Raw genomic sequence first — 17,990 nt, 5'->3', positions numbered from 1 at the left:
CATATAGTTTGTCGAAAGGAGCATCCCCTTGAACATTCGCGAACTCGCCGCGGCGACCGGGGTCGTCGAGCGGCAGATCCGGTACATGATCGCCGAGGGCTTCGTGCCGCCGCCGCGCGGCGGGCGGGCGAAGGCCGACTATGGCGAGGATCATGTCGCGGCAATCCGGCGCTACACCGACCTCAGGGCCAAGGGCCTGCCGCCAGCCGCGATCAAGGTGCTTCTCGAAGAGGGAACGGCCGTGCCGTTCCCGGTCGCACCGGGACTGACCCTGATGGTCGAGCCCCGGCTCATCGGCAGCGGGGCCGACATCGAGCCCCTCGTCGCGCGCCTCGCCGAGGTCGTGCGGACGGTCATGGAGAAGGATCGCAGCCATGGTGATTGACGCCTCCGTCGTGTCCTCCGATCCTCTCGCCGCCTGGACCGCCGGCGGCCGGGTCCGCGGCAGCGGGACGCCGATCCCGCTCGTCTCGACCCGCTATGACGTGCACATCCTCGGCGCCCTGGCGCTGGTCACCACCCGGCGCACCTTCCGCAATGCGGAGACCGAGAGCATCGAGGCGACGATCACCTTCCCGGTCCCGGTTCACGGCGTGCTCCATGGGCTCCGCGCCATGATCGACGGCCGGACCGTCAGCGCGAAGGCGCAGCCACGAGCCGCCGCCCGGGAGACCTACGAGGCCGCGATCGACACCGGCCGCACGGCGGTCCTGCACGAGGAGGTCCTGCGCGGCATCCACATGCTCTCCGTTGGTCACGTCCCGCCAGGCGCAGAGATTGCAGTGGAGGACAGCTGGGCCATCGCGCTCACGGCGCTGGGGCAAGACGGGCATCTGCGCATCCCGGTTACGGTCGGCGACGTCTACGGCCGATCGCCGCTGCCCGATTCCGACGATCTCCTGACCGGAGGTCCGATCGCCGAGGCGGAGATCGCGGTCTCGGCCGACAGCGGTCGCGTCTTTCTCGGCGGGTCGCTTGTCGGCGCCGGACGGGCGACGGTGCTGCTGAACCGCCCAATCGACCTTCGGATCGAGGGGCTCGTGCCGCGGCCGCTGACCGCAGCCTTCGGCGACGGTCGCGTTGTCAGGCTATCGATCGACCCTGCGTCCGCGGGAGACCATAGGCTCGATTGTGACATCCTGGTGGACCAGTCCGGGTCGATGAATGAACGGGACCAGACCGGCCGGACGAAGCATCAGGCGGTCATGGGCGGGCTCGAGCGGGCCGCGGGCGCGATCCGTGCCGGCGACGTCGTCAGGCTCTGGCAGTTCGACAGCAGCCACCACCTGATCGGAGAAGCCCATTCCGGGCGAGACCTTTCCGCACTGGCAACCAAACTCACCGGCCCGTGTGGCGGCACCGAGATCGGCGCGGCCCTCTCGGATGTCGCGCGCTGCGACGGGACCCGGACCATCGTGGTCGTGACGGACGGCAAGAGCCACGCGCTCGATGTCCAGGCCCTCGCCCAAACCGGCCGTCGCTTCGTTGTCGTGCTCGTCGGCGAGGACAGCCTGGAGGCCAATGTCGGCCATCTCGCGGCGCTGACCGGTGGGGAGATCTTTGTCGCTGCGACGGAGGACACCGGGCGGATCCTCGCCGCGGCGATTGAGGCGGCGCGAAGCCCGATGGACGAGCTCGTGCCGCGCGGTCGGTCGATGCCGGAGCAGCTGACCGTCCGCCGCGCCGGCATGGTGATCCGGGCCGAGCTGATGGTAACCGAGGGCACCATCGCAGCGGCCCAAGAGGGTGTGGCGGCGTACGCCGCGTCCCTATTCATGGCTCACCTCGACGAGGCGGGCGCAACGGAACTGGCGGTCAGCCACGGGCTCGTCACCCACCTGACCAGCCTCGTGCTCGTCGACGAGGCTGGAGCAATCAGCGAAGGCCTGCCGGCCACGCGCAAGGTGGCGCTGGCTGCTTCCTCAGTGTACATAGCGTACTGCATTTCAATGCCAGACTTTTATTCGCCTCAGTTGGCACCCGATCCAATGGACGTGAACCGACATCAGCTCCGGAACAGTGCTGGGGCTGGTCGCGATGCGCCCACCAGTCGATCTGCGGGATCTGACCTCGCAAACCGGGTTCCATGGGGACGGATTTCTGACCCCTTCAGGCTGGCGGAATATCTCGAGCCGGCCCTTCTGGCCGAGGTCCACCAGCTCGCAAGGAAACCGGCCGTCCAGCACCTAGCGAAGTTGATCGGCGCAGACCCGGTGAGTGTCGCCCTGGGGCTCCTCGCGCGCTTGTCGGCCGACCGGTCCCGCCTCGCTGCTCGGATCGCCCGGCGCCTTCTCGCTGGGGCCGATGAAGAGGCGATCGAACTCGCCATCGCTGGTCTCGGCTGAGATGGGCTTTGGGCCGTCCGTGGCCGGATCGTCCGCGCAATGACTGCCGGGACCTTGGTCCGCACTTACCCGAACACTCCGGCGCAGGCGATCGAGTACTGCCTGCGTGCGGGGGTCTCAGCGCGCTCGATCGGCCCCCATGCGGCTTGGACTGCGCCGGAGATTGTGCTACGAATTGAACCACATCGAGAAGAGGGGCTCCCCCTCGCCAACCTGCCCGACCCGGGCAAGGTGGTGTCCGTGAGAGCGGGATGCGGCCGAATGGCAACGAAACGGGTCCAGACCAGCCAGACTGCGCGTGATCTCCTCGGTGCGTCCTTCGGCACCAGGAAGCGACACCCATGTCCGCCGTCACGGTTGTCGATTTCCGTCCGTCGAGGGTCCTTTCCCTCGGAAGCTTTCTCTGAGGCGCGTCCCGGACGCATCGGCCGAGTGGAGTGCCGGTGGGAGCCGCCGCACCGGCTCGCTCCGGCAGTAGCATCGCCAACGAGCCCAGACCCCCACGTTCCCGTCGTCGAAACCGCTCTTGCCTGAGGAGGACAATCATGCCCGACGTGAGCCGGTTCGACCTCGACTTCCGTCCTCGCTCCTATTGGGGACCGCAGTCGCTCAAGACGCATTTCGAGGCCAGGATCACCGGTGAGCTACGCCGGCGCGCCCTGGTCGGAGCCGACGAGGGCACCCCGCTCGATCCGGCCGAGGTGGTCTCCTCGCTCGACCAGCAGGAAAGGACATTTCGCTCCGCCATCCATCCCGCCTTCATGGGTGGCGAGTACCTGCCGAAGCTGCGCCCGAACGAAATCGAGATCGCCCGCGTCACGCTCAAGTCGACGACAACGGATGTCTTCTCGATCCGCGCCCGCCGCCTGAAGGACCGCATCGCCTATCGGATCCGGGACGAATACGACGACCAGGGCGCGGGCGACGGCTACACCGTCCGGCCCAAAACGTCCCGGCTGCCACTCACCATGCGGGAACTGATCCGCCTCATCGACGGCGCCCTGCCCGGCGGCCTCGTCGGCTTCTGGCGAGACCTCAACGTGGAGGGCGGGTCGGATCCGGCCGAAATGATCCACTTCGCAAGGGCATCGTCGGCCTACTATCCGCAGCTTGCCGAATGGTACAGGCAGGTGAACGACGAATGGTTCCGGGAGAACTGGGCGGCGGAGGATGAGGAGGAGGCGGAAAGTGTCAACGACATGAGTTGATCCGCTATCCCTTCATCTGTGCGGGCAATTGGCCGCCCTCGCTTCAGACCAGCAGCACCGCGTCATAGCCGGCGGCCGCCCGGCTCAGCGCGTTCAGATCCTCGATGGACTGGAGCGGATGCGCGCCACCGGTCACCCCTTCCAGCACGATGGTGTGGCTCGCCCAGCTGAGGGTCGTATTGCTACCGTCGTCGACCACGGTGATAGATGACGTATCGAATTTCGCCGGGTCGAGCACGTCGATGGTCGACCGGTCGTGCTCCACGAACGTGAAGTCGGTGATCGTGTCGTTTCCGGCATCGGCCGCGAAGCGGAACACGAAGGTGTCGGCCCCCTGGTTGCCCGTCATGAGGTCGTCGCCGGCACCCCCATCGAGGGTGTCGTTGCCGGGCTGGAGGCCGGAGCCGATGTCGCTCTCCCCATACATGACATCGTTGTCCGCCCCACCGAGGAGCCGGTCCGCGCCGGCCCCCCCCAGAAGACTGTCAGACGATGCTCCGGCATCCAGCCTGTCGTTGCCCGCTTCGCCGTGAAGTTCGTCGAAAAATTCACTGCCGTGTAGCCGATCCCGTCCATCGCCTCCGTACAGTTCCCCGCCTTGGCCGGACGAGAGCGTATCGTTTCCCTCGCCGCCGTAGATTTCGTTGAAGTCGCCTTGACCGAATATCAGGTCATTGCCTGAGCCGCCGGTGATTTCGTCGGCAAGATCACCGCCGTAGATCGTGTCGTTTCCGGCTCCGCCCGCGATGAGGTTGCTATCCGGCCCGCCGTAGATGAGGTCGTTGCCGTAGCCGCCGTCCAGGGTATCGAGAAGACCGCCGCCGCTCACGATCGTGTCGTTGCCCGCTCCGCCCTCCACGAGGTCGGCCCCGGCACCATCTTCGATCCAGTCGTTACCGTCACCTCCCTGGATCGTGTCGTCGCCGTCTCCGCCGGTCAGCCCGTCGTTTCCGGAGCCGCCGTCGAGCCTGTCATTTCCGGTGCCGCCGGCAAGCGAGTCCCGCCCGTTCTCGCCGAAAAGGCGGTCGTGCCCGGAGTCGCCCTGGATCCCGTCATCGCCGCCGCCGCCGAAGGCCGTGTCATCCCCATCCCCACCAGAGATTCGATCGCGGCCGTCCAGCGGCCCAAGCAGGCTCGCCGTCCGGTCGGCGTTGGCCTCGTCGCCGAAGAGCATGTCGTTTCCGAGACCGCCGTAGATCGTATCCTGCCCGCGAACAAGTGCGCTCTTGGTGCTGGTTCCGCCGCCGTAAGAACCCGTCCGCCCCTCGAGGACGTCATCACCATCGTCGCCCCAGAGAACGTTCTGGTTGAGCGTGCCCAGAATGGTGTCGTTTCCGTCCAATCCATACGCATCCACGGCCGAGTTCGGCCGAAGGGCCTGAAGATCGATGAAGTCCGGAGCGTTGGTCCCGGTGACGACCGGGGCGGCGAGACGACCGGCACTGCGGAACGCGCGGCTCATGTCATCCTCCATTTAATACTTAAATTTTATGTTAGTACTGCAAATTAGATCGCGCATCCGGACTTCGACTGATTAAGGAGCGGCTGCCAGGCCGCGACCCGACCGACAGTGGTGCCGCCCCCCGCGACGGCCCCGAGCTGAAGAAGCGCCCAGACTTCCTCAAGGACTGGTTAGACAGCGTCGAAACCCTCGACGGCAAGTCCGCGGTGGCCGCCCTCCAGGGCTAGCTCCGATGACGCTCGGAGCCGCGGGAGCGACCGCGGGCTGTCGGCCCGGTGGGGGCGTGGTCAGACATTGTTTTCCTTGAAGAAGGCGTCAAGGAGCGCGACCTCCTCCGTGACGATCGCCACGAATTCCGGCTGGGAGATCGGCATCGGCGTCGCCCCGGAGCGGGCCATCAGCGCTGTGAACGAGGCACTGCCGATCGCCTCGTTGATGAGGCCGTGCATCTTGGCGAGGATCTCGGCCGGCAGCCCGACTGGCGCGAAGATCCCTCACCAGCTCCGCATCCCCTCCATTCCGGGCAGGCCCGCCTCCGCCATGGTCGGCGCCTTCGGCGAGGAGGCCGAGAAACTGTCGTTGGTGTAGGCGACCAGCCGAAGCTGCCCGGCGTCGATCTGAGCCGCGGTTGAGGCGATCGTGACGATCATCGACTGCAGCCGTCCGGCCACGATGTTGAGCTGTGCGTCGGACGATGACTTGTAGGCCACCCCGCGCGGCGCGATCCCGGTCAGCTTGTTGAACAGCAGGAGTCGGGGTCCTCCGCGCGGTTCGTGCGTTCGTCCGGGTCCTCGGCGAGGTCGTAGAGCTGGTCGGGGTCGGCTGGGCTCAGGACGAACTTCCAGCGGTCGCAGCGGAGCATCACCATCGGGGCGATGGCGCCCTCGGCCAGGTACTCGGCCGCGACCCCGTCGTGGCCGCCCGTGCCGGCCAGGTGCGGCAGCAGGCTGCGACCGTCGATTTCGCCGGCGTATTCACCCGGGCGACCGTCGTCGGCGAGTTCGACGAGGGTCGGCAGCAGGTCGACGAGCGACACCGAGTGCGGAACGCGCCGGGGCGCGAAGAGCCGGGGGGCGCAGATGACGAGGGGCACGCGCGCGGAGCCCTCGAAGAAGCTCATCTTGTACAGAGCCCGCGCTCGCCGAGCATTTCGCCGTGGTCGCTGGTAACGACGACGACGGTGTCGTCCTGGAGCCCTGTGGCCCGCAGCGTTCCCATGAGGCGGCCGACCTGGCCGTCCACGTAGCAGATTGCCGCATAATGGGCGCGGCGAGCGTCCCGGACGTGCGCCGGAGTGATGTGAACCCCTTCCATGTCACAGACCCGCCGCAGGCGCCATTCGTGAGGGGTCATGGCGGCCGGGTCGAGCTCTTGGCGCGGGAGTTCGATCTCCTCGGGGCTGTAATGGCTCCACCAGGGGTCCGGGATCGCGAAGGGGTCGTGCGGGTGGGTCAGGGATGTGACCAAGCAGAGGGGGCGCGAGCGGTCGCCGCGGGCATGGTCGTAGATCGCGCGCTCGGCCGCGAGCACGACCTCCTCGTTGTAGTCGATCTGGTTGGTACGCACGCAGCGTCCGGCGTCGGTCACCGAGCTCATGTTGTGGTACCAGCTCGGCCGGTCGTCGGGGCGGTCCCAGTCTGGAGTCCAGCCGAAGTCCGCCGGGTAGATGTCGGTCGTGAGCCGTTCCTCGAAGCCGTGCAACTGGTCGGGGCCGCTGAAGTGCATCTTGCCCGACAGGACCGTCCGGTAACCCTCGGCACGCAGATAGTGGGCGACGGTGGGCACGTCCGACCCGAAGGCGGCCGCGTTGTCGTAGGCGCCGATCCGGGAGGGCAGGTGCCCGGTCATCAGGGAGGCGCGTGATGGTGCGCAGAGCGGGCTGTTGCAATAGGCGCTGTCGAACACGACGCCGCGCGCCGCCAGGTCGGAGAGGTGCGGGGCCCGGGTCGGGGCCTTGGCGTAAATTGGCAGCGCGGCGGCCGCCATCTGGTCGGCCATGACGATCAGGATGTTCATCTCAGTTCCATTGCGGCGGCGGCGCATGTGGGTCCGGAGACCCCACGATCGCTTGACATTTCGGGCCGATCGTTCGCCTGATCGACGGGTCCGTAAAGATACGATCCCTTCATGGGTCCGATGAGGGCCACTCATGCGATCCAGCCAGCTCCGCCCGCATCTCAACGAGCTCTTTGTGTTCGCCGTGGCGGCCCGGACGCGGAGCTTCAGCAAGGCCGCCCGCGAACTCGGGATGACCCAGTAGGCCGTGTCCCACCACGTGGCGAACCTCGAGGCGGCGCTCGGCACGCACCTGTTCGACCGGGTCTGGCGAGGGATTGTGCCGACGCAGGCTGGACAGAACCTTGAGGCGGCGTTGCAGAAGGGCTTCGCCGCCGTCGCGGAGGGGTTCGCGGCGCCATGCGGCGGCGCTCGCACCGACGCATCACGATCCACACGACTTCGCGGTCGCGGCCCACTGTCTGATGCCCCGGCTCAAGGACCTGCGCGCGATCGCGCTCGACGCGGAGATCCGCATCTTGACCGCCCAGACCGCCGCCGCGGCCGCCTACCTCGGTCCTCTGACTGCGGGATTGTCTTCGTCACGACGGCCTCGCTCGGGCGCGCGGCGATCCGGCTCGCCGCCGAGACCGTCGTGCCGGTCGCGAGCCCGACGCTCTCCGAAGGCCTCGGCGGGGCGCCGTCCTCCACCCCGCGGTTCGGCCAGTTGCTGCACCTGGAAACCGAAACCGGTGCCTGGCTCGACTGGCCTGCCTACGCGGAGAGGGCTGGGCTCCCCCGGCCCGACGCCGGCGCAGGCCTCGCCTTCAACAATCACCAGCTCCTGATCGAGGCGGCGCTGACGGGGGAGGGCGTCGCGCTCGGCTGGCGCCCCCTGGTCGACGGGCTCGTGCAGGCGGGCCGGCTCGTTCCAGTCGGGCCGGCGGTGACGCGCCATGACGCTGGGTACTTCCTACTGCAGCCGACGCTCCTGCCGGCCGATCCTGGCTTGGCGGCCCTGCTCCACACGGTGAGGGCGGACTTCGCAGCGACCATGGCGCGGGAAATCGAACCCCGCCCCTTCGTCCGCCTGATCGACCCAGCACCGCAGCCGTCCGCTTAGCGACCATGACCCTGGACACTGGAGAGAGCAGGGGGCCCTGGGGAACAGTCATGTGATCTGCACAGTCGGCCTCCCGCGCAGCAAATGTGCTAACATCGTTTATCAGATCGACCGCTCGCGGGGAGGTTCCCTTGCGATCAATCGCGTTGATTGCCTCCGCATGGGTCTGTCTTCTGCTATCGGCCGTGACCGCTCTCGCCGAAGACGCAGAGGATTGCCAAGCGCGCGACGTGGATCTTGCCATCCGGGGATGCACGGCCGTCATCGACGCGGGAGGCCGGCCCTCCCTCAGTTTGGGCACCGCGTATTTCTTGCGCGGTTTGGCGCTCAACGCTCAGTCCAAGTACGACCTTGCGATCGCCGATTTTCGGACCTCCATCCGTTATGATTCCACGAGCAAGATCGTCGAAGACGAACAGCCGTCCGACGTCACCGAACCGGTGAAATCTGTCACAATATCTCCCGATATCGCCGATCTCGACAGAAAGGGCGCGTCACTGCTGCTTGGCAGGCAGTACGGTGACGCCATTGCGGTCTTCACCGACCTGATCAACCTGGACCCGCGCAATGCGACCGCGTTCAACAGTAGAGGCCGGGCCTATGGTCAATCGGGCGATTTGGAACGGGCCAGATCCGATTTTTCCCAAGCCATTCTGCTGAAACCCGATTTTGCAGCAGCATTCAACAACATCGGATTCACGTACGCAAAGGAAGAGAAGTACGTGCGGGCTATTCTGGAGTACGACAAGGCCATCGATCTCGACCGCAATTTTACACTCGCTTACGTCAACCGGGCGATCGCTCATCAAAAGCTTGGGGATCACAAGCTCGCCATCTTGGATTTCGATCGTGCTCTCGCCATCACGCCAGATCACGTCTCCGCATTGGGGAACCGGGGTTGGGCGAAACTCGAGCTCGGCCTTTTTGAAAGCGCGCTAGCAGATTTGAACAAGGCGATCGCCCTCAGCCCGAACTTGGATTGGGCCATCAACAATCGGGGGAATGTGTATGCCAAAAAGCAGAATTGGGACGAGGCATTACTGAACTACAATCGAGTCTTGCAGATCAACCCCGATTCACCGCTTACATTGCGAAACCGAGGCAAGATCTACGCTCAGCGAGGGGACTACGACAGGGCTATTGTCGATTATGACAAGGCGATCGCTCTGAAACCCGATTATGCAGATGCCTACACCAGCCGTGGCATAGCGTTGGGAATGCAGGGGAGGCACAAAGATGCACTGGTCGACTTTCAAAAGGTCGTCGCTCTGAAACCGCAGATGGCGGAGGGTTACAGCAATCGTGGCTACTCTTATTTTAGGCTGGGCGAGATCCGGCGCGCGCAAGCCGATTATGACCAGGCACTAAGCTTGGATCCGGAATATGTTCAGGCCTATATCAACAGAGCAAATCTCTTCAATCAGCAGAACGACATCTCGAAAGCGATCCGGGATTTCACCCAAGTCATCAAGCTTCAGCCGGACCGTGCGGACGTCATCAAGGACCGGGGAACCGCCTATGCCCGGGCGCAGGATTTCGCCAAGGCGAGAGCCGATTATGACACAGCGATCAGACTAAAGCCGGATTTTGCCGAAGCCTATAATGACCGAGGATACCTGAACACCAAGATGAACAAGCCGACCGAGGCTATGCGCGACTATACAAAAGCTATCGATCTCAAGCCCGACTTCGCACTGGCACTCCTTAATCGGGCGAATGTCCATCTTGCCAAGAACGACTATCGGAAAGCCTTAACTGACCTGGATGCTGCTATAAAGGCAAAGAACAATTACGCGGAAGCTTATGCCAACAGAGGGCTCGCCTATGTCAGGACGGGCAACCTCACGCGGGCAATCCAGGACTACGACGAAGCGATCAGGATACGGCCTGACTTCAAGTTCGCCATTGACGGTAGGACCGCAGCCCTCAAAGCAAGACGGTGAGATGCACGAGGCTTGTCGCTGCCTCTAGTGAGAAGCGGCGCGTCGAGGTCGCGTGCAGCGGGCGATGCCCCTCAGTGCCGAGCATCAACGGGAGCTGCTGGGCAAGTTCACCGTCGTCATCCGCGCGACCGTCAAGGGCGATCTTCTCGTGGCCGCGTTGCAGGGCGCGCTCGGTGGACTGATGTTTTGGTTCCTGGAAATTCATGCGCCGGTGTTGGGCGCCGTCCTCATGGCATTCCTGTCCCTGATGCCCGCCGTCGGTGCGGCCCTGGTCTGGCTGCCGGTTGCCCTGTACCTGCTCGTGACCGGATCGGTCTGGCAGGGCGTGACCCTGATCCAGTACGGCGCGCTGGTGATCGGCTCGACCGACAATATACTGCGCCCTCTTCTGGTCGGCAAAGACACGCAGATGCCCATCGGTGTACGCATCCACACTTTGCAGGACCGAACTACAGGCGCGCATTCTCGACGTCGGCTTGAACGGGTTCATCCTCGGACCGGTAATCGCCGCGATGTTCGTGGGCCGTCTGGGAGCTCTTCTTTCCGTCCGCTCCGCTCCTGCAGCCGACCTCCGGTCGGGCTCGCGATCACGAACGCGAATCCCTGGGTCGACCGGGCCCCGGCACGATCGACCACGTACCCTGAAGGTCAGGTTCGCCCGGCAGAGGCGAGGCGACCCGCTCTCGGCCGGTCCGTCCCAACACTAAGGCCGCCGAAAGCGGCGCCAGACGGGGCGCCAACGTGTGATGTTGGTTGATCGTGCGGCTTGAGAAGGACGGACGTCCCCAATCCGAGCTGCGGGAGGGCAAAATGGGGGCAAGGTCACCAATCGCTGGTGGTTCGGCTTCATCTCCGATGCGCTCGACGAAGGGCGCCGCCGCTGCGATAAGCTGGCGATGCCGCCCAACGTGGAAATCAGCATGATGACGTTTAAGTAGAGGCCGAGCCCACTGGGGCTGACCTCGACGGCCTCCCGCTGGCGCGGGTCGGCGCCGGCCAGGTCCTGGATGAGGTGAGCGGGCGACGGGTTCCTACCGGATACCGAAAAATTCGGTGAGGGCGGAGAGGACGGCCAGGCCCAGGACGAGGAAGACGGCGCCGCGGATGATGTCCTCGTGCATGGCCTTCTTCACCGGGCAGGCCGGCTCCCGGCACCCGACCGAGAGGTAGGGCAGGATCGGCAGGAGCCCCCGCTGGAACATGATCCCCTGATGCTCGCCGGAGATCGAGCGCCCGCAGATCTTGCACCGGTAGATCATCGCTTGCCTCCGTAGCGCCGATCGAGCCAGTCGACCGCGACCCAGGCCAGGACGACCGTGTAGGGCACGATCGTCAACGCGAACGCGATCACCTCGGCCACGATCCCAAAGCCCAGGAAGTCGAGCAGGGTATGGACGAAGTTCCACACGTACCAGGCGAAATAGACCGAGAGCCAGAAGCCGATCACGCCCGCGATCCGGGAGGTCCAGGTCTCCATCTGCTTCCACTCCGCCTCGGCCTTCGCCATCACCTTGCCGTATCGGTCGCCGTCATCCCGCTCGGCCAGGAACTTCTCCCACTCGTCATTCGTCATCGTCTTTCCCCCTGCCCTCCGGAGAACCCGTGCCCACCTCCGATGGTGATCGAGACCTCCTTCGAGCCGCACACCGCGCACGAGAACGGGATGCGGGCTCGCACATAGACGAAGTCGAGGCCGAGCCGGCGCGGGAGCGCCTCCAGGTCGACCGTCGACGTCCGCCCGCACCCGCGGCAATGCGCGTTCATGGTGTGGCGGGCGTCGATCAGGTCGCCGATCATGCTGATGACGGTCGGCGCCTTCATTCAGCAGATCTTCGGATTGGAGCATAAGCCCCGAGCAATGGAAGATATGGTCCGCTCCATTATCACGACGGGATCGATCATCAAATTCAGGTTGTCGCCCTGAGCGAGAGCCGGCCGGATATACTGACCCGCGGCATTGGCCCAGAGGCCGGCGGCGATGGCGATCAGGATCAGCTTCGTCGAACGGTCCATCATGCTCTCTCCTTTTGCTGCGGCAGCTCCATGAAGCCACCTGTTCGGTCGATCTTCCAGATCCGCTCGCCGGCTCGGGAGACCGCGAGATCCCCCCCTCTCCGCAACGGTTCTCAGGACCGCCAGGACGTCCGCCCGCTGCCATGCGGTCGGCGTGGCGGGATCGGTCTCGGCACATATGCCGTTGGAGGAATCCCGACCCGGCATGGCCCTTGAAGGCGTTCGCCCGCCGCACGTAGCCGCGCAGCACCTCAATGGACTTGTGGCGCGAGACCTCGGCGATCCGGAGCACGTCGACCTCCCGGTCGGCAGCCGAGGTCACGAAGCCGGCCTGGAGCGAATGGCCTCCGAACTCGGCGGCGTCATGCCCGGCCTTCGCGGCGTAGAGCTTCACCAAGTCCGCGGCGCTCTTGTCAGTCAGGCGCTCGGGGCGGACGGTGTCGGCCTTGGTGATGGGGCGGAACACGGCCCCCGACGTGATGCCCGCGGCCTGCAGCCACGCGCGGACGGCGTCGACGGGGCGGATGCTGCGGCCGTGCGGGACCGCGATCTCCACGCCCTGCCCTTCCTGATCGGTCTTCGACCGCGGGCGAGCCTCAACGACCGCGCCGTCGCCGTCTAGGCCGATGGCTTAAAGGTGCTATCCTCGCCACCCCATCCAATTGGCTCACGGCGGCGGACATGTCCGAGGCATTGCGTCATCAGGCACTCGCCGAGCGGTATGCCCGGTTCGCCCAGGACGAAGTCCATGGAAACTCCCCGCTCTACGAGATGATCTGCTATTGCGTCGCTCGGTCCGATCCGGTGCTGGATTTCATCGCCACCCTCCCCCGGGAGCGGCAGCAACCAAACCTTTTCCTGGCGGCGCTGCGGCAGGTCGCCGGCGTTCCGCGCGACCAGGACGCGCTTGAAGCGGCGGTATCTGCACATAGCGAGAGCATTGCCGATTTGATGCGCAGCCGGACGACGCAGACCAACGAATGTGGCCGATGCGCAGTTCTCCTGCCGCTGCTGGCGCAACTTCGGCAGCCCATCGCCATCATCGAGGTCGGCGCCGCGGCCGGCTTGTGTCTGGTCCCCGACCTCTACGGCTACGACTACGGCCGGGTGATCATCGAGGCCCCGGAGGCCTGCCGCTCCATAGCCCCCGTGCTGCGTTGCGACGCCTCCCCCTCGACACCGCTGCCCACCGGCCTTCCCTCGATCGTCTGGCGGGCAGGCCTCGACATCAAGCCCTTGGACGTATGGTCCGCGGAGGACATGGCGTGGCTGAAGACGCTCGTCTGGCCCGAGCAGATTGAGCGCCAAGCTCGCCTAGACGCCGCGATCGAGGTAGCCAAATCCAACCTGATCCGCATCGAACGTGGCGATCTCGCTTCAGACCTTCCACGCCTTGCCGCCGCGGCCCCGCCCGGCGTGCCGCTAATCGTATTCCACACCGCGGTGCTCGCCTACGTTCCCGACTTAGTGGTCAGGGAGGCCTTTGCCCGCACGGTTCGCGACCTCGGAGCTATCTGGATTAGCAACGAGATGCCCGAGGTGTTCCCCACCATTGCCCAGAAGGTGGCCGTGCAGAAGCCGGGGCGGTTCTTGCTCGCGGTAAACGGAGAGCCGAAGGCGTGGACAGCCCCCCATGGACAATGGATGGAGTGGCTGCGCTAGGCACCCGGGAAATTCGACTAGAGCCGCCCGGAGGCTTGGCTGGCCCAGGCCGAGATCAGGGAGGGCCCGGTGTTCTGCTCGGTCGACCGCCACGGCCGGCTCGGGGCTAGCCTCAACGACCGCGCTGTCGCCCGCGTCGTGCAGGGGCGGCTGGCGCCGCCGGCATCGACCCGGCCGCCTTCTCCGGATACTCCCTTCGCGCCGGCTTCACCACGGCTGCGGCCGCGCGCGGCCTCGAGGAGCGCGAGATCGCCAAGGTGACCCGGCACCGGTCGATGACCGTGCTGCGGCGGTAGGGCGGCGGTTTGCTAAACCGTTATACGGGGTCATCGATGCCGGAGGTTCGCGAGGCCCCGCCCAGGAGAACGGGGCCGCCCCGCCGCCGACGGTACAAAGGGGTGAGCAGAATATTCAGTATGTTCTAATATCCTAGTGTTATCGTCCCCATCGGGAGAGGGTCTGCTTTTCAGTCCTAGGGTGTGGCTCACACGCGTTTCAATGCGCTCTCCAGCAGCCTTTGGGGAACTCGGGCTATTGGAGCCCGCGCGCCGAACTACACCGAAGGTGGGTATGGTAACCCATAGGCCAGAGCCTTGAGAGCGAACATGATCGCGAAAAACGCCGCGACCCACAGCTGGGGAGTTGCTTGGCCTCGAACTTGTCCTGGATCAACATGACTGTGGCAATCAGCGACCTCCTCCGTAGTAGGCACCACGGTCACCACCAATATAGGGATATGGGTAGTATCCTCCATAGTAGTACGGCGTGCCGTAATAGTACGGCATTCCGTAATAGTATGGTGCACCATAGTAGCCATAGTAGGGGGCTCGATATCCGCGGAAGCCTCCGTGGTACCTGTATTTATACTTATGGCCCACCGTTTCTACGCAGCTTGGCACACTCGTCTTAGCGGGGCTGCAACCAGCATCTGGTTCGGAAGCCAAGGCGTGGGCAGCGCGGTTTGGTCCCTTCAAAGCAGAGATGGGAGCCGCCCAGATGGGCGAGGACGCGAACAGGGTCACTCCTGCGGCGAGCACGGTTGACGCAATGCAGCCATTAACAGGACGCATAAGCTCCTCCGTTGGTAGCATTATATACTAATATGTTACTATCGAAATATAGTAGCATGTTACTGTTGAGATAGCGAATGGGCGGGGCGTTGACTCAGATCACATTTTCCAGATCGGGTATGTAACTGCTTCGCTTAAGTAGAGGGCTTCAATTTCGGTGCCCTCCCTATATGGAGGAGTAGGCTGATGGGAAAGATTGTAAGGGGGAATGACCACCACTTATCTACCTGCTTTCCGGGACCCGCTCCGACCCTCTATCTGTTCGCCCGGGCCTATCCGGCGAGTCGTCGCCATCAGTGTCGCGCGGCGACCTCCTGGAGCTTCAACATCCGGTCCATGATAGCCCGCAGCTCCGCCTGAGCGTCATCCGCCCGTTTGCGTTCGTGGTGGATCGTGCGGGCGCGCGCTCGTCCGCCACGGGCTCAGCGCGGGCGACTTCTCGACCACGGCTGCGGCCGCGCGCGGCCTCGAGGAGCGCGAGATCGCCAAGGTGACCAGGCACCGCTCGATGACGGTGCTGCGGCGCTACATCCGGGATTGGCAAGGTGCTGATGACGGTCGCCCGCCACGCCACATGGCGCCAGTCGTCCGAAGTCATGCGGGCCGTCACGGCGACGAAGATAAAACCAGGAAGCCGTCCCGGCCGCGCTCGGTCCAGTAGCGGTCGACCCAGCAGAGCCCGTCGTATCGGTATACCATCGACGGATCTGGTGATGGCGACCCTGGTATTGCACAACGGCGTAAGGTATTATTCGAGGGCTAAATAGCTTGCTATCGACTTTCCCGCCGGCCCTCGTGGTCGGCGGTTCTGCTTTCGGTGAGCGTTATACCCCTTTCCGCAGACATCTGCCTGCCGTGCACTCGCACGCTGCGTTCCTCTCCTATTCCCGTGCGCAAGGCAGTTGCTTCGACTGGGGCGGCCTTGCTGGACCGTTCCCTCACGAGTAGCTCTGAAGGTCGTGACGGTCTGCCCAAGTGGCGGCGCTGAGGACTATTGGGGCGCTATCGTCCGTACCGTCCGAAGGTCACACAGCTTCGGAAACACGCAGATATATCAACACTTTCGTTTCGGATGGATATCGGACGGTAAGGGCGCAAGTCCCGGGCAAGTCCCTCCGGCACCGCAACGACATGAAGCTGTTGATGGCGATGGACGACCGCCTACTTGGCGACATGGGGCTCTCCCGCGGCGAGATCGAGCACGCGGTGGATCGCGGTCGCTGACGCACTTAGGGATGGGAAGTCCACGGACATCATGCGGTAGACGGCGTATGCTCCAGGGATTTCCTGGAGGCCATCTACATGCCGATCGGCGGTCACTCCCCTACCGGGCTCGGTTGGTGTCCAACTACGTTATCCTGGCCCTCCTCCGACGGCTACAGGACGCTGGTGCCCTGTCGACATTGACTCGAGTGATTAACGCCAGCGGTTGCCGGAGAACTTCAATGCCATGGCGAAAGGTCTCGCGCTCTCGCTGGAACGGCAGGAGCGCATCGACCGGCTCAAGCGGTTTCTGGCGCCGCAAGTGGCTGAACTCGTCGATCGAAGCGGCGACGGATCCTTGCTGGACGCGCGGCGTACGCTCGTCGTCGCCCCATTCTGCGACCTGCGAGGCTTCACGGCCTTCTCGGCCAAGGCGCCGCCGGAGGAGGTCAAGAGCGTGCTATCGGACTACTACGAGGCGCTCGGCCGCGATCGCGGCGCATGGGGCGACGCTAGCGAGCTACACGGGCGACGGAGTCATGGTTCTCGTCAATGCCCCTGTGCCGGCGGAGGACCCTGGGAGGCGGTCCCTCGATCTCGCCGCTGACACAGACAAGCGTCCAGGCGCTCGTTAGAAATTGGCGGGCCTTGGGACAACACTGAGTGGGCCGGGTTTTTAGCATCTACTCACTCGATCAGTTCGTCAGCGGCAACGAGGAGAGAGTTAGGCACCACCAGGCCCAAAGTTTTTGCTGTCTTCATATTGATCAACAGATTGTATCGTGTCGGCTGCTCCACGGGCGTTTCCGCAGGGTTAGCACCTCGTAGAATCTTGTCTACGTACTGGGCGTGACGACGGCTCACGCCTAGTGTATCCCAACTGTACGCAATTAGGCCTCCTGCCCTGACCGCTTCCGGAGATTGATAGATTGCAGGTATACCTGCCTGCGCGATGAGATCCGGCAGTCTGTCAGCCGGGGTGCTCAAGATTGTCTCGCTGACCACGACGAGCGCGTCGACTTTGAGCTCTCGGAGCTTCGCCACTGCGCCGGGTATATCGCCCGGCGCTTGGACCTCGACCACCTCAACCTTCAAGTCGAGTTGCTGGGAAGCGACAGGCACCTCGATCGCTACCCTCCGCTTCGCCGTCTCGTTGAGAGCATTGGTAAGGACCCCAAATTTCCGCGCACTAGGTACTAGCTCGTGCAGAATTTGGAAATTCTTGACGATGTACTCTCCCGTGATGATACCGGTTACGCCGGTCACGTTTGTACCGGGCCGTGCGAGGGTTTGTACTAGGCCTGCCCCGACAGGATCGGCGATGAAAGAAAAGACGATCGGGATCTCTGATGTCGCATCCTTCACGGCCCGAGCTACCGTGGATGACGGACCTACGATTACGTCCGGTCTCAGTCCGACGATTTCTGCCGCTAGCCCCGGAAGACGCTCGTACCGCCCTTCCGCTTCTCTTCGCTCGATTGTTAGGTTGCGGCCCTCGATCCAGCCCAATTTGCGTAATTCTTCGTCAAAGACCACGTACCCAGCCCCGACACACTTGGAAGGGCACAGCATCCCTATTCGAGCGCTCTTGTTCGATGTGTCGGCAGCTACGTGCCCCGTCATCGAGACGAAGAGGCAGAGAGAAGCAATGGCTAACCGCATCCCGCAGTCCCCTATGTCAAGTCGCCTCAATTTGATGAGGCCGTCGAGGAGGAAGTCACGGCTCAACTAGCGGTGCCAATCGGTACGTGGCTAATCCGACATCCACCAGATGACCGCCTCGTCAGGTCTAGTTTGTAGCTGTTGGGCGGGCGATCGCAAGCCGGGCTTGCCGCGATCGGGGCTGTTGCGCAGCGAATTCTGCGACCCCGGCTCTTTTCGACGTCCGGAGTTCCAGTTCTGTGATCATCAAGACGCGCCTCTCCCGTAGCTGATCCTCCTCATCGCCAGCGTCGTGCCCGGGCGG

The 17,990-nt window shown here is 64.3% G+C and carries 20 protein-coding genes, 1 pseudogene and 1 riboswitch; of the genes and pseudogenes, 11 read left to right on the top strand and 10 right to left on the bottom strand.

Translation table 11 applies throughout. The features are described 5' to 3' along the window. Nucleotides 1-28: 28 nt before the first annotated feature. The 3 genes from WBG79_RS03645 (at nucleotide 29) to WBG79_RS03635 (ending at nucleotide 3,553) form a co-directional block, all read left to right on the top strand. Nucleotides 29-385, top strand: a complete 357-nt coding sequence (locus WBG79_RS03645) for a helix-turn-helix domain-containing protein (protein ID WP_337355748.1) — start codon at nucleotides 29-31, stop codon at nucleotides 383-385. Further along, nucleotides 375-2,345, top strand: a complete 1,971-nt coding sequence (locus tag WBG79_RS03640; protein ID WP_337355747.1) for a VIT domain-containing protein — start codon at nucleotides 375-377, stop codon at nucleotides 2,343-2,345. Before WBG79_RS03645 ends, WBG79_RS03640 begins: the two co-directional genes overlap by 11 nt. A gap of 177 nt (nucleotides 2,346-2,522) precedes the next feature. After that, nucleotides 2,523-2,627, top strand: a riboswitch (SAM-I-IV-variant riboswitch). Nucleotides 2,628-2,890: 263 nt separating this feature from the next. Continuing rightward, nucleotides 2,891-3,553, top strand: coding sequence for a hypothetical protein (locus WBG79_RS03635; protein ID WP_337355746.1), 663 nt, complete (start codon nucleotides 2,891-2,893; stop codon nucleotides 3,551-3,553). 43 nt (nucleotides 3,554-3,596) lie between these two features. Here the strand turns inward: WBG79_RS03635 and WBG79_RS03630 are convergent, their stop codons facing one another. The 5 genes from WBG79_RS03630 to betC all read right to left on the bottom strand — a co-directional run bounded on the left by WBG79_RS03630 (nucleotide 3,597) and on the right by betC (nucleotide 7,031). Then, entirely contained in the window at nucleotides 3,597-5,015 is a 1,419-nt protein-coding gene (locus WBG79_RS03630; protein ID WP_337355745.1) for a calcium-binding protein, read from the bottom strand. A 287-nt stretch (nucleotides 5,016-5,302) separates the two neighbouring features. Further along, a complete protein-coding gene (locus WBG79_RS03625; protein ID WP_337355744.1) occupies nucleotides 5,303-5,464 on the bottom strand; it encodes a hypothetical protein in 162 nt (53 codons plus the stop codon). Between the two features lie 45 nt (nucleotides 5,465-5,509). Further along, nucleotides 5,510-5,740, bottom strand: a complete 231-nt coding sequence (locus WBG79_RS03620; protein WP_443147441.1) for a tripartite tricarboxylate transporter substrate-binding protein — start codon at nucleotides 5,738-5,740, stop codon at nucleotides 5,510-5,512. 5 nt (nucleotides 5,741-5,745) lie between these two features. Next, nucleotides 5,746-6,135, bottom strand: coding sequence for a sulfatase/phosphatase domain-containing protein (locus WBG79_RS03615; protein ID WP_337355742.1), 390 nt, complete (start codon nucleotides 6,133-6,135; stop codon nucleotides 5,746-5,748). After that, nucleotides 6,132-7,031 carry a choline-sulfatase gene (betC, locus tag WBG79_RS03610; RefSeq protein WP_337355741.1) on the bottom strand — a complete coding sequence of 300 codons (900 nt, stop codon included), beginning with the start codon at nucleotides 7,029-7,031 and terminating at the stop codon, nucleotides 6,132-6,134. Before betC ends, WBG79_RS03615 begins: the two co-directional genes overlap by 4 nt. 133 nt (nucleotides 7,032-7,164) lie before the next feature. Here betC and WBG79_RS03605 point away from each other — a divergent pair. From WBG79_RS03605 to WBG79_RS03590, 4 genes and pseudogenes are all read left to right on the top strand, one after another. Beyond that, nucleotides 7,165-7,359, top strand: a pseudogene (locus tag WBG79_RS03605) (helix-turn-helix domain-containing protein); the annotation flags it as partial. Further along, nucleotides 7,351-8,133 (top strand): LysR substrate-binding domain-containing protein, encoded by a 783-nt coding sequence (locus WBG79_RS03600; protein WP_337357879.1) that lies wholly within the window; start codon nucleotides 7,351-7,353, stop codon nucleotides 8,131-8,133. The pseudogene WBG79_RS03605 and the gene WBG79_RS03600, both read left to right, overlap by 9 nt. A 131-nt stretch (nucleotides 8,134-8,264) precedes the next feature. Further along, nucleotides 8,265-10,076, top strand: a complete 1,812-nt coding sequence (locus WBG79_RS03595) for a tetratricopeptide repeat protein (protein WP_337355740.1) — start codon at nucleotides 8,265-8,267, stop codon at nucleotides 10,074-10,076. Between the two features lie 64 nt (nucleotides 10,077-10,140). Then, the gene (locus WBG79_RS03590) at nucleotides 10,141-10,833 is read left to right on the top strand and encodes an AI-2E family transporter (protein ID WP_443147440.1); all 693 of its coding nucleotides are present in this window, start codon (nucleotides 10,141-10,143) and stop codon (nucleotides 10,831-10,833) included. Between the two features lie 274 nt (nucleotides 10,834-11,107). Here WBG79_RS03590 and WBG79_RS03585 read toward each other — a convergent pair whose 3' ends face one another. The 4 genes from WBG79_RS03585 to WBG79_RS03570 are packed head-to-tail and all read right to left on the bottom strand — an operon-like array spanning nucleotide 11,108 to nucleotide 12,089. Next, a complete protein-coding gene (locus WBG79_RS03585; protein ID WP_337355739.1) occupies nucleotides 11,108-11,335 on the bottom strand; it encodes a hypothetical protein in 228 nt (75 codons plus the stop codon). Further along, nucleotides 11,332-11,649 (bottom strand): TMEM43 family protein, encoded by a 318-nt coding sequence (locus WBG79_RS03580; RefSeq protein ID WP_337355738.1) that lies wholly within the window; start codon nucleotides 11,647-11,649, stop codon nucleotides 11,332-11,334. Before WBG79_RS03580 ends, WBG79_RS03585 begins: the two co-directional genes overlap by 4 nt. Further along, complete coding sequence (locus WBG79_RS03575; RefSeq protein ID WP_337355737.1) at nucleotides 11,646-11,897, bottom strand: hypothetical protein; 252 nt, start codon at nucleotides 11,895-11,897, stop codon at nucleotides 11,646-11,648. The genes WBG79_RS03580 and WBG79_RS03575 overlap by 4 nt, the downstream gene beginning before the upstream one ends. Continuing rightward, nucleotides 11,898-12,089 (bottom strand): hypothetical protein, encoded by a 192-nt coding sequence (locus WBG79_RS03570; protein WP_337355736.1) that lies wholly within the window; start codon nucleotides 12,087-12,089, stop codon nucleotides 11,898-11,900. A gap of 205 nt (nucleotides 12,090-12,294) precedes the next feature. On the opposite strand from WBG79_RS03570, the gene WBG79_RS03565 reads away from it, so the two are divergent. From WBG79_RS03565 to WBG79_RS03555, 4 genes are all read left to right on the top strand, one after another. Further along, the gene (locus WBG79_RS03565) at nucleotides 12,295-12,711 is read left to right on the top strand and encodes a hypothetical protein (protein WP_337355735.1); all 417 of its coding nucleotides are present in this window, start codon (nucleotides 12,295-12,297) and stop codon (nucleotides 12,709-12,711) included. A gap of 59 nt (nucleotides 12,712-12,770) precedes the next feature. Continuing rightward, nucleotides 12,771-13,751 carry a DUF2332 domain-containing protein gene (locus WBG79_RS03560; protein ID WP_337355734.1) on the top strand — a complete coding sequence of 327 codons (981 nt, stop codon included), beginning with the start codon at nucleotides 12,771-12,773 and terminating at the stop codon, nucleotides 13,749-13,751. 2,201 nt (nucleotides 13,752-15,952) lie between these two features. Continuing rightward, nucleotides 15,953-16,045, top strand: a complete 93-nt coding sequence (locus WBG79_RS27580; RefSeq protein ID WP_443147399.1) for a DUF1127 domain-containing protein — start codon at nucleotides 15,953-15,955, stop codon at nucleotides 16,043-16,045. A gap of 226 nt (nucleotides 16,046-16,271) precedes the next feature. After that, nucleotides 16,272-16,631 (top strand): hypothetical protein, encoded by a 360-nt coding sequence (locus tag WBG79_RS03555; protein WP_337355733.1) that lies wholly within the window; start codon nucleotides 16,272-16,274, stop codon nucleotides 16,629-16,631. Between the two features lie 80 nt (nucleotides 16,632-16,711). On the opposite strand, the gene WBG79_RS03550 is transcribed toward WBG79_RS03555, so the two are convergent. Beyond that, nucleotides 16,712-17,752, bottom strand: coding sequence for an ABC transporter substrate-binding protein (locus tag WBG79_RS03550; protein ID WP_337355732.1), 1,041 nt, complete (start codon nucleotides 17,750-17,752; stop codon nucleotides 16,712-16,714). Nucleotides 17,753-17,990 lie beyond the last annotated feature (238 nt).

The organism is Prosthecomicrobium sp. N25, from assembly GCF_037203705.1.
GTDB lineage: Bacteria > Pseudomonadota > Alphaproteobacteria > Rhizobiales > Ancalomicrobiaceae > Prosthecodimorpha.
Note: the sequence above shows the minus strand (reverse complement) of the source record. Positions and strands in the feature narration are given on the sequence as shown.